A 15,674-nucleotide genomic window follows, 5' to 3' on the forward strand; every position below is an offset into this window, starting at 1 on the left:
GCGGGGCGGGGCGGCGGGCCGGGGCGGGGGGGGGCGGGCCGCGTGTGCGCGCAGGCGGGCGGGCCCCCGCGCGTGGGGGTGCGGGGGCCGGGGAGCGGTCAGCCGGACGCGGCCGGCGCGGAGCGGCACGCCGCCGGCACTCTCTGGCGCAGCAGCAGTGCGGGCGGCACCTGGTCGGGGAAGCCGAGGCGCAGCAGCCCGTGGCCGATCCCGGCCAGGCCGGTGAGCAGCCCGGGATGGGGGACGTGGTCGGGGGTGCCCGAGCGGGGCCCGTCCTGGTCGACGGCGGCCAGCAGCGCCCCGGCCCGGCGCACCCACGGGGTGCGGCCGGCGGCGGGGCCGTGCCGGCCGAGCAGTTCGAGCACGCCCAGCTCGCCGTGGCAGAGGCTGTGGTCGCCGAGCGGGGCGGCGCGGGCGGTGTTGCGCACGGCGCGCTGGGCCCAGTCGGCGAGGCCGCGGTCGGCGAGCGCGAGCGGGCTGTCCACCACGGCGAGCGCGACCCCGGGCCGGCCCCGGCACCAGGAGCCCTCGCGGGAGCGGACGGCGGTGGCGGCGTGCAGGGCGGCCAGGCCGGCCCGGTGGTGCGGGCCCTCGGGGGGCTCGCCGACGGCCTCGGCGAAGCGCAGCAGGGCCCAGCCGGTCCCGGCCGAGCCGTGCGCGAACCCGGCCGCGGCGGGAGCGGGGCGGGTGGTGAGCAGCGCGGCGCAGCGGGCGGCGGCGGCCAGCGCGGCGTCCCCGGTCAGCGGGTCCGCCGTGCCCGCCGCGTGCACGGCGAGCAGTGCGGCGAGCCCGCCGGCGGTGCCGCTGTGCACGCCGGGGTCCTCCTCGCGTTCGGCGGCGGCCGCCGTGAGCGCGACCGCGGGGCCGATCCACCCGGAGAGCGGCGGATCGTCGAGCAGCCGGGCGAGTTCGGCCAGCGCGTAGGCGATGCCGCCGAGGCCGGCGAAGGCGCCGGAGCCGACGGCGGCCGGGTGGTCGGGGTGGGCGGCCAGCGCGTCGAGCAGTCCGGGTACGGGTGCGACGGCCCGGCGGGCCACCTCGGCGTAGCGGTCGGTCCCGGTGAGCGCGGCGAGCTGGGCGAGGAACAGCGCGGTGCCGGTGTAGCCGCCGGCGAGGTCCGCGCCGAGCGGGCGCACCCGCCAGTAGCGGTCGGCGAGCAGTTCCAGCCCGAGCCAGTTGGTGCGCGAGCGGCCCTGGTAGGCGGCCGCCACGAGCTGGTCGCCGAGGCCGCGGGCGGCGGCCAGCAGCTGTTCGGGCTCGGGGGCGGTGGCCCAGACGTTCTCCGGCACCGGGCGGCCCGGCCGGTGGGCGGGGGTGCCGGCGGCGCCGGCCATGGCCGCGCGGACGATCCACTCCTGGTCCTTGCGGTCGACGGCGCCGAGCGCGGTGAGCTTGGCCTCGGCCCGGGCCAGCCCCGTCTCGACCAGCTCACCGGGCAGCCGGCGGCCGTCCGGGGCCCACAGGTCGCGCGAGCCGGGGCGGGCGGTGAACAACGGGACGTCGCCGCTCCACAGGTCGGCGACCTCGTGGTCGGCCAGCCCGGGGCGACCGGGGTCGTCCACCGCGTCGGTGCGCAGCAGGTCGAGCACGGCCTGCCGGGCGCCCGCCTCGCGCAGCACGTCCGGGTGGGTGGACTCGTCGAGCAGCCGGGCGTAGACCCGGGTGGCGCGCGGCACGACCCGAACCTCGGCGTCGGCGAAGGAGCGCAGCAGGCCGCGCGGGCCGACGAGTTCGCCCCGGCCGTCGCAGAGCGCGGCGTACCCGGCGCGGAAGCCCGCCACCAGTTCCTCGGTGTGCTCGGCGGGTTCGACGGTCGCGCCGCCCAGCCGGGGCCGGTTGTGCGCCTCGGCGAACGGGCGGGGGCGGCGCACCAGGCGCATCTCGTCGGTGCCGGCCGCCGCCCAGTCCACGCCGTCGACGGGGGACGGGCGCCGCCCGGGGCAGCCCCCGCCGATGCCGGAGACGTCCACCGCGCCGTCGTCGCCGATCAGCAACTGCGGCAGCAGGCCGACCCGGTGGACGGATTCGGCGAGCGCGTGGGCGGCCGGGTCCCCGTCGGGCAGGGGGCCGCCGGCCGGGGGGTGGAACAGCGTCTCGACGTCCACCAGCACCGGCTGGTCCCCGCAGGCGACCAGGTTCTCGAAGTGCAGGTCGGTGCCGTCCAGCACGTGCAGCAGGGCGAGCAGCGCGCCCTGGCGCCGGTAGAAGCGCTCGACGTCGTAGCGGGTCAGGCAGGGGCGGGACTCGGCGTACTCGGTCCAGCCGTGCGAGCCCCGGTCGAGCAGGCCGAGCGCGTGCAGCCGGGGCACCCCGGGGCGCCCGCTGTACCAGCCGAGCAGCGCGTTGAAGTGCCGGTGCGCGGCGGGCGGCCGGGGCCGGTGGACGACGGCGGCGCCGTTGGCGAAGTGCAGGACGCAGACGGCCCGCCCGCGCCGGTGCCGGTCGCCCGTGCCGGTGACGGAGATCAGCGCGCCGGGGTCGCGGCCGCGCAGCAGCCCGGCGACCAGCAGGGCCCGGTCGGCGGTGAACCGGTCGAGCAGTTCGGCGTGGGCGTCGGCGGCGTCCAGGCAGGCGCGGGCGAGCAGCCGGGCCAGCACCGGGTACTCGCGCAGCAGCGCCGCCAGGCCCTCCCGGCGGGCGGTGAGCGCGAGGAACGAGCGGAACCGCTCCTGCGGGGTGCCGCCGGCCAGCCGCCCGGCGCCGCGGGCCGTGTGGAGCTCCAGGACGAGGGTGCGCGCGGCGGTCCTGGCCAGCCGTTCGGTCAGCCGCGCGGTGAACTCGGCGCGCAGGGCGGCCAGGTCGATCCGGCCCAGCTGGTCGGCGGCGCGCACGGCGGGGGAGAGCGAGGTCAGCAGCCGCACCTGCGCCCGGTCGGCGAAGGGCTGCAGGACCAGCTCGAAGCCGCTCAGGCCGGGGTAGGCGGCGCGCGGCACCACCGGACGCACCGGGGCGGCGGCCACGGCGGCCTCGGTGAAGGCGGCCCAGTCCGGGCGGGCGGCCGGGAAGGGCCGGCCCGGGGTGAGGCCCCGCTCCCACCACGGGGGACCACCGGCACGGGGGGACCGGAGGCGACCGGGGTGGGAGCGGGGAGTCCGGGCGGGAAAGTCGCCGGGCATCGGAGTGTGCGGGAACGGTGTGGCCGAGGGGACCGCCGCCGCGACCGGGCCCTGATCCGGTCCTGCGCCCCCGTCGAGGCGCGTGCTGCGCACGGCGTCCACCTCTGCCACCACCGCACCTCCGATGCCGGGAGAGGGCCGCGCTGCCGTCGAAGGCGCTGCCCTCGCTGCTGATCCTGTCGCCGGGGTGGCCGTCGGGGCATGGGGGAGCGGCCCCCATCTTTCCGACGCGCGGCCCGCACGATCCGCCGCGCCCCCGCCCATCGGCGGGGGCGGCCCCACCCCTGCGGGCTACCTCCGGGCGAGCAGCAGCTGGGTCGCCACCGCCGGCCGGCCGTTCATGGTGAGCACCGCGAGCTCACGCTCGTCGAGCGGCTCGAACGCGGCGAACAGCTCGTCCAGCCGCTCCCGGGTGTGGTGGCGGCAGACCGCGCCGTCACTGGTCTCGAACACCCCGAAGCGGCCGTAGCGCTCCTCGTGCCGCCGGTAGCGCTCCTGGTTGCGCTCGTCCGGCTGGAGCAGGTAGTCGCTGACCTGGAGCAGGCCGCCCGGGCGCAGCACCCGGTGGAGTTCGGCGACCAGCGCCTGCTGCGCCGCGTCGTCCGGGACGCAGGTGAGCACGGCGAACAGGAAGGCCGCGTCGTAGGCGCCGTCCGGCCGTTCCAGCCGGGGCGGGTCGGCCAGCACGGTGAACCGGGCGGCCGGCTGCTCGCTGCGGGCCCGGGCGACCAGCTCGGGCGACACGTCCACGCCCTCGACGCCGGTGAAGCCGAGCGCTGCGAGCTCGCCCGCCAGCCGCCCGTAGCCGCAGCCGTGGTCGAGCAGCGCGGCGTCCCGGGCGAGGCGTGTGGTCCAGGCGGTGTGCAGGGGGTGGCCGAAGGTCTTGGTGGTTCCGGTGGAGTTCCAGTACGTGGACTGGTTGTCTGGGACCGACATGGGCCGATGATGACACGCGCGAACGGGTGCCGCGCGGCCGGGGTGTTCCGGGGGCGAAGGGGCCGGTGGGCGCGGGCCGATGGGGCCGTTCGGCCCTTGTGAGCGTGCTGCCGGGGAGGGATGGTGATCGCCGCGCCGCAGTGCGGGGCCGCCGGGGGCGGGTCGGCGCGGAACGACCGGAGTGCGGCGGAACGGGAAGAGGCCTGAGGTGGGCGAGTTGGTCACGGTGCGGGTGTGCGAGGGGATTTCGCGGGGCTTCGCGGCCGATGCGAGAGCCCGGGTCGCCGCCGTGGTAGGCGGAGCGGACGCCCTGGTGGAGTCGCTGCGGGTGCGGGTCGGCACGATCGGTGCGGCGGGCGTGCTGACCCAGGTCAACGCCGAGGTGGACGGCCGGCGGATCCGAGTCCAGGAGGCCGCCGCCGACCTCGGCGAGGCGCTGGACCGGCTCAGCGAGGGGCTGCGCGCCCGGATGGCCGCCGTCACCTCGGGCTGGACGCCCCGCCCGTGGCCGCGCCGGCCCCGCACCCGCGCGCTGCTGACGGACGCCGGGCCCGAGGCGCCGGCCGCCCTCGCCGAGGCCGCCGCGGCGCGCCCCGGACTTCCGTACCCGGCCCGGCCGCAGCGCATCGTCCGGCGCAAGCGGGCCCAGCTGGTCTGGTGCTCGCCGGACGCCGCCGCCCGCACCATGGACGCGATGGACTACGACATCCACCTGTTCACCGACCCGGCCACCGAGACCGACGCGGTGGTCTACCGGGTCGGCCCGACCGGCTACCGGCTGGCCCGCACCGTGGCCGCCGGACCACCCACCCGCCCGGCCGTTGCGATGACCCTCAGCCCCTGTGGTGCACCGGAATTGACTGAGGATCAGGCGGTCGTCCGGCTGACCGCCGCCGAACTTCCCTACCTGTTCTTCGCCCAGCCCGGTTCGGGACGCGGCCGGGTGCTCTACCGGCGCTTCGACGGCGGCCTCGGCCTGATCGCGGCCGCCTCGTGAGCGGCGGGTCCGGCCGCCGCCGGCTGCGCGCGCGGCGCCGCTCCGCAGGTTCCGAGCCGCCGGCCGGCCGCCCCGGGGCGGTGGTGCGGACCAGGCCGCCCGCCGACGCGCCGCCGCGCGAACTGGTGCCGCTCGAACGGGCCGAGGCGCTGCGGCTGCTGGCCGGCGCGCCGTTCGGCCGGATCGTGTTCACGGTGCGGGCGCTGCCCGCGATCCGCCCGGTCAACCACCTCCTGGTGGACGACACCATCGTGATCCGGACCCACGACGGCGCCGCGCTGACCGCGGTCACGGCGGGCAGCGAGGAGACCGGAGTGGTGGTCGCCTACGAGGCCGACGCGATCGACCCGGTCACCCGGCTCGGCTGGAGCGTGGTGGTCACCGGCTTCGCCCGGCCGGTCACCGACCCCGCCCTACTGGACCGCTACCGCGCCCTGTTGAGCCCCTGGGTGAACGCCTCGATGGACCACACGGTGGCCATCCAGCCCGACCTGGTGGCCGGCTACCGGCTGATCGCGGGCACGGCCGCCGCCTCCTGACCCGGGGCTGCCGCCCTCTGGACCACGGGCCCGCGAACCCGCCCCGCGCGGGCCCCGACCCGGGTCCCGGCACCCGGACGCCCCCCTCCCGGAACGGGCGTCCGGCGCACCGGGACCCCGGCGCGGAAGAGTGCTTCCGCGCCCCCGCCGGCGCGGCCGGGAGAACGTCAACTCTCCTGGCCGCGCCGGTCTTTCGTCGTACCCGCGGGCGTCGGACCGGTGCGGGCGGCCGGGCGGACAGTGGTCCCGGTAGGGGGCCCCGATCCGAGGCCCACCGGCCCCGGCCCGCTGGGTCCAACGGCCCTAGGGCGCACGGGTGGTGCGTTCCGATCATGGATCGCCATCCATCCGCAGAAGTTTTCGAAGGAGTGCGTCCTTGAGCGCCATCGAGGCACAGGGCGACAGCGCGCTGCCGCCGTCCGCCGCCCGACCGGGACAGGCGCGGGTCAAACGACCCGGCTCGTCCCTGGTCCGGCTGCTGACGACCACCGACCACAAGACGATCGGCACCATGTACCTGGTGTCGTCGTTCGGGTTCTTCCTGATCGGCGGCATCCTCGCCCTGGTCATGCGCGCCGAGCTCGCCCGGCCGGGGACGCAGATCCTCTCCAACGAGCAGTTCAACCAGGCCTTCACCATGCACGGCTCGGTGATGCTGCTGCTCTTCGCCATGCCGCTGTTCACCGGGTTCGCCAACTGGATCATGCCGCTGCAGATCGGCGCACCCGACGTCGCCTTCCCGCGCCTGAACATGCTGGCCTACTGGCTGTTCATGTTCGGCTCGCTGATCGCGGCCGCCGGCTTCGCCACCCCGCAGGGCGCCGCGGACTTCGGCTGGTTCCTCTACGCGCCGCTGTCCGACGCCATCCACTCGCCCGGCGTCGGCGCCGACATGTGGATCATGGGCGTTGCGCTCTCCGGCTTCGGCTCCATCCTCGGCGCGGTCAACTTCATCACCACGATCATCTGCATGCGGGCCCCGGGCATGACCATGTTCCGGATGTCCATCTTCTGCTGGAACGTGCTGCTCACCTCGGTCCTGGTGCTGCTGGTCTTCCCGGTGCTGGCCGCCGCGCTGCTGGCCCTGGAGTGCGACCGAAAGTTCGGCTCGCACGTCTTCGACCCGTCCTCCGGCGGTGCCATGCTCTGGCAGCACCTGTTCTGGTTCTTCGGCCATCCCGAGGTGTACATCCTGGCGCTGCCGTTCTTCGGCATCGTCTCCGAGGTCATCCCGGTCTTCAGCCGCAAGCCGATGTTCGGCTACGGCGGCCTGATCGCCGCGACCGTCGCCATCGCCGGCCTCTCGGTCACGGTGTGGGCGCACCACATGTACGTCACCGGACAAGTGCTGCTGCCGTTCTTCTCGTTCATGACCTTCCTGATCGCGGTGCCCACCGGCGTGAAGTTCTTCAACTGGGTCGGCACCATGTGGAAGGGCTCACTGAGCTTCGAGACGCCGATGCTGTGGACCGTCGGCTTCCTGGTCACCTTCCTGTTCGGCGGCCTGACGGGCGTGCTGCTCGCGGCCCCGCCGATCGACTTCCACGTCTCGGACTCCTACTTCGTCGTCGCGCACTTCCACTACACGCTGTTCGGCACCGTGGTCTACGCGATGTTCGCCGGCTTCCACTTCTGGTGGCCCAAGATGACCGGCAAGATGCTCGACGAGCGGCTCGGCCGGATCTGCTTCTGGACGCTGACCATCGGCTTCCACACCACCTTCCTCGTCCAGCACTGGCTCGGCGCCGAGGGCATGCCCCGCCGCTACGCCGACTACCTGGCCGCGGACGGCTTCACCACGCTCAACACGGTGTCCACCATCGGCTCCTTCCTGCTGGGCCTGTCGCTCCTGCCGTTCCTCTACAACGTCTGGAAGACCGCCAAGTACGGCGAGAAGGTCACCGTCGACGACCCGTGGGGCTGGGGCCGCTCCCTGGAGTGGGCCACCTCCTGCCCGCCGCCGCGGCACAACTTCACCTCGCTGCCCCGGATCCGCACCGAATCGCCGGCGTTCGACCTCCACCACCCGGAGATCGCCGCCCGCGACTACCTGGACCACAACGGCGTGCCCGCCAAGCACCTGGCCGGGGTCGTCCCCGCCGCGTACGACGAGCCCGCGCCGCGCCGCGCCCGCGCGCTCGGCGGCGGCACCGCGTCCGGCCGCACCGGCGACGACGGCTGACGGGCCCTGACGGCCCAGACCCCAGAACGCCGCTCCCGCCCGCGCGCAGCCCCCGGGCGGGAGCGGCCCCCCTCCGAACCGCCCGAGGCTTGAGGAGTGCACGGCACCATGTCCCACATCGTCCTGGCCATCGGCACCGCCGCGATCACCGCGTCCGGCTGCGTCTGGTACCTGCCCGCCATCGCCGACCTCCAGGCCGGCGAGGACCGTCCCCGCTCGTCCCGCACCGCCGCGGCCGCCTGCGTGACCTGGTGGGCCTGCCTGGCCCTGGCCGGCGGCCTGCTGCTGGCCGTCCCCGCCTGGCAGCCCGCCGCCGAGATCGCGCTCGCCGGCCTGGTCGCCGGCGTCCTGCTGCGGGTCCGCGCCCACCTCCAGAGCCGGACCGAGCGGCGCGAGCAGGCCGTGCGCTGGGCCCTGATCGACCCGGGCCCCGCGCCCGTGCCGGTGCGCCCCTCGCCGCGGGCGCTGTCCGGCTGGCTGCTCGTCGGCCTGGCGATCGCCTCGCTCGGCGCCGCCTCCATCCTGCTCTCCGGCGGCGGACCGCTCGCCCCGCGCCTGGCCACCGCCGCGGGGAGCGCCGTCGCGGTCTCCACCGCCTTCCTGCTCATCGGTCTCGGCAACGCCCGCCGCCGCCGCGGATGACCTGACGAAGCGTCAAGAAGTTGCGGCTGTGGGCTTGCTGCACCGTGGCCGGGCCGGATGTCAATCGGGCGACCGGGGCGCCGCCGCTCCGTCCCGCCGAGAGGAGCGTCCGATGACCGCCACCGCCGCGCCGAGCGAAGTGCTCCGGCAGTTCGTCCAGCTCATGGGCAAGGGCCCCGACGAGGCGGGGGCCGACCTGGTCACCACCGACGCCGTCCTCGAACCGCCCTACCTGCTGCCCGGGGCGCCTCCGCATCGGCCCGGCCGCGAGGCCTTCACCGGGCACCTGCGGCGCGGCGCGGCGATGCGGCGCTTCGACGCCGTGGACCGGGTCCTCCGCACGGCGCCGACGCCCCCGAGCCGGCCGCCGCCGAGTACCGCCTGCACGGCGAGGCCCTGGCCACCGGAAAGCGCGTCGCCCTCGACGCGGTGATGTTCGCCCGGGTACGGGGCGGGCCGATCACCTGGTCGCGCACCTGCTCCCACCCGCTCGACAGTGCACCGGACTTCGGCGCGGTCGAGCGGGTGCTCACCTCCCTCCCGGGGGAGTGGCGCTCCCGCGCGGGCCTGGCCGGAATGGGGTCGTTCGGCCCTGGGCACGGCGGGGGTGGTGGGGCATGATGCGATGGACCCGGTGTGTGGTGTGCCGGGCACGGAGAGGGTGGAGCCGCGACATGGCGAGCGAGACGACCGGGACCGAGACGCCGGCACCGGTCAGGGTGTTCCTGCTGGACGACCACGAGGTGGTGCGCCGCGGCGTGCACGACCTGCTGGACGGCGAGCCCGACCTGGAGGTGGTCGGCGAGGCCGGCACCGCCGAGCAGGCCCTGGTCCGCATCCCGGCGCTGCGCCCGGACGTCGCCGTCCTGGACGTGCGCCTCGGCGACGGCGACGGCGTGGCCGTCTGCCGCGAGCTGCGCTCCCGGATGCCCGACCTCGCCTGCCTGATGCTCACCTCCTTCGACGACGAGGAGGCGCTGCTCGACGCCGTGATGGCGGGCGCCGCCGGCTACGTCCTCAAGCAGATCAGCGGCACCGACCTGATCGCCGCCGTACGGACGGTCGCCTCCGGCCGCTCGATGCTCGACCCCGGCGCCGCCACCCGCCTGCTCAACCGCCTGCGCAGCGAGGCCGAGCCCGCGCAGCCGTCCGCCGGCGGTCCGGAGCTGACCGCGCGCGAGCAGGAGGTGCTCGCGCTGATCGGCGAGGGGCTGACCAACCGGCAGATCGGCGAACGGCTCTTCCTCGCCGAGAAGACGGTCAAGAACCACGTCTCCCGGCTGCTCGCCAAGCTCGGCGTCGAGCGGCGGGTGCAGGCGGCGCTGATCGCCACCGAGCTTCGCCAGTCGGCCGCCGCCGACCGGTCCTCGCACCACCCGCGCGTCCTCGGCCACGGCCCCCGCGGCTGACACCGCCGCCCCCTGCCCGGCCCCGGCCGCCCGCCCGCCTGCGGTGACCGGGGCCGTTCGCCGTCCGCACCCTCATCCCCCCTGCGGCACCGGGACGTTCGCCGTAGGCCGGGTGGGACCCTCGGCGGGACCATCGGCCCTCGCCCCGTCCCGGCCCGGCGGGCGACGATCGGTGCCATGAACGCCGATCCTGAAGCCGCGCCCGTGCAGGTCGAGCCACGGGTCCGGCCGCTGCCCCGCCACCCGCGGGAACTCGACGAGACCAGGGCCCTGGAGCTGCTGGGCCGCACCGGGGTGGGACGGGTGGTCTACACCGTCGGTGCCCTGCCCGCCGTCCTCCCGGTCCGCTTCCGGCTGGACGCCCTCGGCGGTGTCCTGCTCTCCACGACGCCCGGCTCGGAGCTGGCGCGCGCCGTGGACGGCGCGGTGATCGCCTTCGAGGCCGACGAGGTGGACGGCACCGACGGCACCGGCTGGTGCGTCACCGTCCTCGGCCGCGCCGAGGTCCGCCGGACCTCCCCGCTCCCCGAGGACCGTGCGGAGATCCGGATCGCCCCCGAGCTGGTCGTCGGCCGCCATCTGACGCCCGACCTGCCCTGAGGCCCCGGCCCAGCGCTGTCGGCGGCGCTGGGCCGGGCGGGGCGGGCGGGGCGGGCCCGGTCGGGGCCGGGCCGGTGCGGCGGTCAGACGCCCAGCGGGGCCTGCCAGACCAGGCGGGTGCCGCCGCCGTCGGCCGGGAGCAGCTCGAAGGTGCCGCCCGCCCGCTCGGCGCGCTCGGCGAGGTTGCGCAGGCCGCTGCGGCGGCCGCCGGCGGGGACGCCCACGCCGTCGTCGGTCACGGTGAGCGTCACCGCCCCGCCGGCCGCGCGCAGGGCCACCTCCACGCGGTTGGCGCGGGCGTGCCGGGCGGCGTTGCTGAGTGCCTCGCCGAGCACGGCCATCACGTGCTCGGCCAGCTCCTGCGGCACATCGGTGTCCAGCAGGCCCTCCATGCTGAGCCGCGGCGCGAAGCCGAGCGTGGCCTGCGCCTCGCCGACGGCGCGGGTGGCGCGGGCCCGCAGCCCGCGGTCCGGCTCGCTGTGGGCGCGCAGCCCGAAGATGGTCGAACGGATGATCTTGATGGTCTCGTCCAGGTCCGCGACCGCCCGGCTCACCCGGTCGGCCGCGCTCTGGCTCTCGATCAGCCGGCCCGCGCTCTGCAGCGTCATCCCGGTCGCGAACAGCCGCTGGATGGCCAGGTCGTGCAGGTCCCTGGCGATCCGGTCGCGGTCCTCCAGAAGGGTCAACTGCTCGGCGTCCCGGCGGCGTTCGGCCAGCTCCAGGGCGAGTGCGGCCTGGTCGGCGAAGCCCAGCAGCGGGCCCGTCTCCTCGGCCGTGAACGGCGGCCGCCCGCTCTCCCGGGCCAGCAGCAGCACACCGCGCCCGAACCCCTCGCCGGTGCCCAGCGGCACCGCCACGGCCGGCCCCAGCCCGGTGAACCGCCCGGGCGGCCCGGCCGGGAACCGGTCGTCCTGGTCCAGCTCGTCACTGGTCGCCGGCGAACCCGAGGCGTACGCGGCGCCGGACAGCGTGCCGTCCACCGGCACCGTCACCCCGATCCGGGCCTCGGACCGCCCGCCGAGCGCGACCTCCACGGTCAGCTCGGCCGCCCGCTCGCCCGGGTCGGCCAGCGCCACCGAGACGTCGGCCAGCTCGGCGCCCGCGATCTCCCGGGCCCGGTGCGCGATCAGCTCCACGACCTCCAGGCGGGGCGCGCCCGACAGCAGGCTGCGGGTGATCTCGGCGCTCGCCCGCAGCCAGCGCTGCTGGCGCTGCGCCTCCTCGTAGAGCCGGGCGTTGTCGATCGCCACCCCGGCGGCCACCGCCAGCGTCGAGATCACCGCCTCGTCGTCCGCGTCGAAGTCCAGGCCGCCGCGCTTGTCGGTCAGGTAGAGGTTGCCGAACACCTCGCCGCGCACCCGCACCGGCACCCCGAGGAAGGTGTGCATCGGAGGGTGGTTCGCCGGGAAGCCCACCGAGGCCGGGTGCTCGGAGAGCACCGGGCAGCGCAGCGGCTGCGGGTCGCGGATCAGCTCGCCGAGGATGCCCTGGCCGGTCGGCGGCGGGCCGATGGCGTCGATCTCCTCCTGGGTGAGGCCGACGGTCAGGAACTGCGAGAGCGTGTAGCCGTCGGCGCCGATCACGCCGAGCGCCGCGTAGCGGGCGTCGACCAGGTCGGCGGCGGCCTCGACGATGCGGTGCAGCGCCTGGGAGAGGTCCAGCTCGCGGCCGACCGCGAGCACCGCCTCCAGCAGGCTGTGCACCCGGTCCCGGGTGCCGCGCGCCGCGTCGATCCGCCACTGGAGCTCCTCCAGCAGCTCGTCCAGGCGCAGCTGCGGTATCCGCTGGCCGCCTACGGCGGACGCGGGCGGGGCCGCGACCGCGGTGCGGGCCGGCGCGGTTCCCGGGCGTGCCGCTCCCGCGTGCGCCGGACAGCCGGGCGGCGGGGCGTCGTCCGTCCGTCCGCCCTGGTCCCCGCCGGTGCCCGCCCGCGTCTCCTCCGCGCCGCCCACCGGCGTCCTCCTCGTGTTCCCGTGCTGCTGGTCCGGCTCCGCCCGCGGTCGGCCGACCGGTCGGATTGTCGGATTCACGTTAGTGCCGCAGGCATGTGCGTGGAACGCCGGGGTCGGTCATGAACGCGCCGGACGGAGTGCAATCGGCCACACGCACGCCGTTCGCACGCCGTTCGCGCCGTTGCCACGGACCGCCCGCGGGACCTACGGCCCTGGCCGAAGGGCCCTGCGGCCTCTGGCGGGCGCGCCGGGCCGGGACCAGGGTGGTGGACAGGGGCCGACGGTGCGTCAGCGCACCCCGGCCACCCGGACCAGCCACCCCGGAGGGCCCGCCCCGCGCGGCGGCCCTCGCAGCGGAAGGAACCTCCCATGACGCCCGCAGTCCTGGCCGGAGTCGACGGATCGCCCGAGAGCACCGCCGCCGCCCACTGGGCCGCCGAGGAGGCGCTGCGGCGCGGGGCCCCGCTGCGGCTGCTGCACGCCTGGCCGTGGCTCACCGACGGCCGTGCCTCCTTCGCCGACCCCGAGGACCTGCCGGTCGCCGCCCAGCGGATGCTGACCGGGGCGGCCGAGGACGTCCAGGCCCGCTACCCCGGCCTGACCGTCGAAACCGACGTGGTGCTGGACGCCGCCGTGGACGGCCTGGTCGCCGCCGCCGGGGACGCCGCCCTGCTGGTCCTCGGCTCGCGCGGCCTGGGTGGCTTCACGGGGCTGCTCCTCGGCTCGGTGAGCATGGCGGTCGCCGGGCGCGCGGCCGCGCCCGTGGTGGTCGTCCGGCCGACGGACCCCGCCGAGGACCCCGCCGGGGACCCCGCCGAGGAGCGGGCGGTTCCCGAGGTGGTGGTCGGCGTGGACGCCGCCGCGCCCGACGACGCGGTGCTCGACTTCGCCTTCCGCGCGGCCGCCCTGCGCGGCGCCCGGGTCCGCGCCGTCCACGGCTGGGACCTGCCGCCCGCCTTCGCCGTCGTCGGCTTCCTGCCGTCCGGCTCCGAGATGGCCCAGCTCCAGGCGGTGGAGGAGAAGGCCCTGGCCGACGCCCTCGCCGCCCACCGCCGGCGCCACCCGGAGACCGAGGTCGTCGAGGAGGCCCGTCTGGGCGCCGCCCGCACCCTGGTCGAGGACTCCGCCGGCGCCGCCCTGGTCGTGGTCGGCCGCCGGCGCCGCCCCCATGACATCGGCCCCCGCCTGGGCCGCATCGCCCACGCCGTGCTGCACCACGCCCAGGCGCCGGTGGCGGTCGTCCCGCACGACTGACCCCGGGCGGTCCCGCTCACCGGCTCGGGTGCTCCTCGCCCTGCGCCGCGGCCCAGCTCCGCAGCCGGGCCGCGGCCTCCTCCCGGGAGAGCGGGCCGCGTTCGAGGTGCAGGTCCTGCAGATGGCGCGTGGCCGCCCCGATCAGCGGACCCGGCGGCAGACCGAGCAGGTCCATGATCGCCTTGCCGTCCAGGGCCGCCGGGACGTCCGGGAGCCTGCGGCGCCGCTCGGCCTCCGCGGCGGCACGCGCCGTTCGCTCCTGCTCAGCCAGCCACGCGTCGTAGGTCGCCGCCCACCGGGCGGTCCGGCCGGCCGACCGCCAGCCGTCCATGTCCTGCTCCCCGCCGAGCCCGGCCGCCAGGAAGAGGTCGTGGTGGTCCGCCCGCCCGGAGCCGTTCGCCACGACCCCGAGCAGGGCGAGCGCGGCATTGACCGGCCAGTCCTCGCGCGGTCCGGTGAAGTCCCGGGTCCGGGCCGGGCCCCACACCCGCGCGCCGGACCGCCACACGGCAGCGGCCTGGTAGCCGTCTCCGCCGTGGAACTCCGCCTCCACGTGGGCGACCGGCCCGCCCCGGGACCAGGCGCTCAAGGTCCGCTCGAAGGACGGGGGCGGGCCGGCCGGCGCCCCGAGCAGCCCCTCGGCGACGGGCACCAGCCCCAGGCGCTGCCGGAGCGGGGCGACGACCGCCTCCCCGGCCCCGGCGGTCCGGCTCCTGAGCAGGTCGAAACCGCCGATGACGGCGTTGAGTTCGTACGGCGTGCCCGCAGAGTAGCCGCGCGGCCGCCGCACGCCGCTGCGATCCGCCGGGGTCCGCGCGGTCGGGCCGCCCGGCCGTGGCATCCGGGCCGTTGGACCCTGTCCCCGCCGCCCGGCCCGGCGCACTCTCGGGAGTACCGGGACTCGTGTCCGCGCCGGCCGTGGGACCGGCTCCGGAGCGCCGAGGCAAGGAGAGGATCACCATGACCCAGTCAGCCCTCACTCCGGCCGACCTGCGCCTGCTCGCCGCCGCCGGCGGCGCGGCGCCCTCGCTGCACAACAGCCAGCCGTGGCGCTTCCGGCCCACCCCGGACGGGGGCGGTGTCGGCGTGCTGGCCGACCCGGACCGGTCCGTGCCGCTCGCGGACGCCAGTGGGGCCGCCCTGCACATCGCGGCGGGCGCCGCGCTGTTCAACCTCCGGGTCGCCGCCGCCCGGCTCGGCCGTCCGGCCGCCGTCCGGCTGCTGCCGGACCCGGCCGACCCGCGTCTGCTGGCCGTCCTCGACCTCTCCGGCCCCGCCGCAGCGGGCGCCGGCGCCACGGCCGGCGCCACGGCCGACGGGCCGTTCGGCCGGGACCTCTACCCGGCGATCGCCGAGCGCCACTCCAGCCGCCTGCCCTTCACCAACCGGGACGTCCCCGAGGCGGTCGCGGCGGAGCTGATCGCGGCCGCGCACGACGAGGGCGTGGCGCTCACGGTGCTGGAGGAGGCGGGGGTGCGGCGGGTGCTGGAGGTCACCGCCGAGGCCGAGGACCGGATCGCCCACGACCCGGCCCGGCAGGCCGAGACCCGCTCCTGGCTGCGGCCGGACGGCGGCGCCGCCGGCGACGGCCTGCCGTACGCCGCGCTCGGCCCGCAGGACCACGACGCCCGGGTGCCGATGCGCGAGTTCGCCGGGCGCCCGCCGCACCACGAGGGGCCGCCGCAGCCGTCCCAGCGCTTCGAGGCGCTGCCCCAGCTGTGCACGCTGGCGACCGCCGGGGACGGCCCGGCGGACTGGCTGCGCACCGGCCAGGCGCTGGAACGGGTCTGGCTGCTGGCCACCGTGCACGGGCTGCGGCTGACGGTGTGGCATCAGGCGGTCGAGTGGCCGGACCTGCGCTGGCGCCTGCGCGACCCCGCCGAGGGGCCAGGCCACGTCCAACTGGTGCTGCGGGTGGGCTACGGTCCGCCCGGTGCCGCCACCCCGCGCCGGCCGGTGGAGGACGTCCTCGACCCGCCGACGGCGTAGGGACGGCGCTCCGGGCGGGCCCGCCGGGCGGCCGGGGGGGCGGGGGGGGGTGGGGGGG

At 77.1% G+C, this 15,674-nt stretch carries 13 protein-coding genes; 9 read left to right on the forward strand and 4 right to left on the reverse strand.

Going from position 1 to position 15,674, the window contains the following annotated elements; genetic code table 11:
* Positions 1-98: 98 nt before the first annotated feature.
* Together ACFU74_RS19545 and ACFU74_RS19550 are read right to left on the reverse strand one after the other, a co-directional pair.
* A complete protein-coding gene (locus ACFU74_RS19545; protein ID WP_380758264.1) occupies positions 99-2,960 on the reverse strand; it encodes a type 2 lanthipeptide synthetase LanM family protein in 2,862 nt (953 codons plus the stop codon).
* A gap of 447 nt (positions 2,961-3,407) precedes the next feature.
* Positions 3,408-4,052 (reverse strand): class I SAM-dependent methyltransferase, encoded by a 645-nt coding sequence (locus tag ACFU74_RS19550; protein WP_380758267.1) that lies wholly within the window; start codon positions 4,050-4,052, stop codon positions 3,408-3,410.
* A 208-nt stretch (positions 4,053-4,260) separates the two neighbouring features.
* Here ACFU74_RS19550 and ACFU74_RS19555 point away from each other — a divergent pair, with 208 nt between their 5' ends.
* From ACFU74_RS19555 to ACFU74_RS19585, 7 genes are all read left to right on the forward strand, one after another.
* Positions 4,261-5,049, forward strand: a complete 789-nt coding sequence (locus tag ACFU74_RS19555; RefSeq protein ID WP_380758269.1) for a sigma 54 modulation/S30EA ribosomal C-terminal domain-containing protein — start codon at positions 4,261-4,263, stop codon at positions 5,047-5,049.
* Between the two features lie 83 nt (positions 5,050-5,132).
* Entirely contained in the window at positions 5,133-5,588 is a 456-nt protein-coding gene (locus ACFU74_RS19560) for a pyridoxamine 5'-phosphate oxidase family protein (protein WP_380758283.1), read from the forward strand.
* Positions 5,589-5,964: 376 nt separating this feature from the next.
* Entirely contained in the window at positions 5,965-7,770 is a 1,806-nt protein-coding gene (gene ctaD, locus ACFU74_RS19565; RefSeq protein WP_380758270.1) for a cytochrome c oxidase subunit I, read from the forward strand.
* A 108-nt stretch (positions 7,771-7,878) separates the two neighbouring features.
* Positions 7,879-8,412, forward strand: a complete 534-nt coding sequence (locus tag ACFU74_RS19570; RefSeq protein WP_380758272.1) for a hypothetical protein — start codon at positions 7,879-7,881, stop codon at positions 8,410-8,412.
* Between the two features lie 112 nt (positions 8,413-8,524).
* Positions 8,525-8,845, forward strand: a complete 321-nt coding sequence (locus ACFU74_RS19575) for a hypothetical protein (protein WP_380758273.1) — start codon at positions 8,525-8,527, stop codon at positions 8,843-8,845.
* Positions 8,846-9,086: 241 nt separating this feature from the next.
* Positions 9,087-9,821, forward strand: coding sequence for a response regulator (locus tag ACFU74_RS19580; RefSeq protein WP_380758274.1), 735 nt, complete (start codon positions 9,087-9,089; stop codon positions 9,819-9,821).
* 177 nt (positions 9,822-9,998) lie between these two features.
* Complete coding sequence (locus tag ACFU74_RS19585) at positions 9,999-10,421, forward strand: pyridoxamine 5'-phosphate oxidase family protein (protein WP_380758276.1); 423 nt, start codon at positions 9,999-10,001, stop codon at positions 10,419-10,421.
* Positions 10,422-10,504: 83 nt separating this feature from the next.
* On the opposite strand, the gene ACFU74_RS19590 is transcribed toward ACFU74_RS19585, so the two are convergent.
* Entirely contained in the window at positions 10,505-12,202 is a 1,698-nt protein-coding gene (locus tag ACFU74_RS19590) for a GAF domain-containing protein (protein WP_380758286.1), read from the reverse strand.
* Between the two features lie 540 nt (positions 12,203-12,742).
* Between ACFU74_RS19590 and ACFU74_RS19595 the strand changes: the two genes are divergently transcribed.
* Positions 12,743-13,627 carry a universal stress protein gene (locus ACFU74_RS19595; protein WP_380758277.1) on the forward strand — a complete coding sequence of 295 codons (885 nt, stop codon included), beginning with the start codon at positions 12,743-12,745 and terminating at the stop codon, positions 13,625-13,627.
* A 16-nt stretch (positions 13,628-13,643) separates the two neighbouring features.
* On the opposite strand, the gene ACFU74_RS19600 is transcribed toward ACFU74_RS19595, so the two are convergent.
* The gene (locus ACFU74_RS19600) at positions 13,644-14,417 is read right to left on the reverse strand and encodes a hypothetical protein (protein WP_380758279.1); all 774 of its coding nucleotides are present in this window, start codon (positions 14,415-14,417) and stop codon (positions 13,644-13,646) included.
* 170 nt (positions 14,418-14,587) lie between these two features.
* On the opposite strand from ACFU74_RS19600, the gene ACFU74_RS19605 reads away from it, so the two are divergent.
* A complete protein-coding gene (locus ACFU74_RS19605; RefSeq protein ID WP_380758280.1) occupies positions 14,588-15,616 on the forward strand; it encodes an Acg family FMN-binding oxidoreductase in 1,029 nt (342 codons plus the stop codon).
* Positions 15,617-15,674 lie beyond the last annotated feature (58 nt).

It is taken from the genome of Kitasatospora sp. NPDC057500 (assembly GCF_042802195.1).
Classification (GTDB): Bacteria; Actinomycetota; Actinomycetes; order Streptomycetales; family Streptomycetaceae; genus Kitasatospora.

Coding starts and splice junctions, on each gene's coding strand:
- ACFU74_RS19550 (WP_380758267.1), bottom strand. CDS start 4,052: ATGTCGGTCCCAGACAACCAGTCCACGTACTGGAACTCCACCGGAACC.
- ACFU74_RS19570 (WP_380758272.1), top strand. CDS start 7,879: ATGTCCCACATCGTCCTGGCCATCGGCACCGCCGCGATCACCGCGTCC.
- ACFU74_RS19575 (WP_380758273.1), top strand. CDS start 8,525: ATGACCGCCACCGCCGCGCCGAGCGAAGTGCTCCGGCAGTTCGTCCAG.
- ACFU74_RS19580 (WP_380758274.1), top strand. CDS start 9,087: ATGGCGAGCGAGACGACCGGGACCGAGACGCCGGCACCGGTCAGGGTG.
- ACFU74_RS19585 (WP_380758276.1), top strand. CDS start 9,999: ATGAACGCCGATCCTGAAGCCGCGCCCGTGCAGGTCGAGCCACGGGTC.
- ACFU74_RS19595 (WP_380758277.1), top strand. CDS start 12,743: ATGACGCCCGCAGTCCTGGCCGGAGTCGACGGATCGCCCGAGAGCACC.
- ACFU74_RS19605 (WP_380758280.1), top strand. CDS start 14,588: ATGACCCAGTCAGCCCTCACTCCGGCCGACCTGCGCCTGCTCGCCGCC.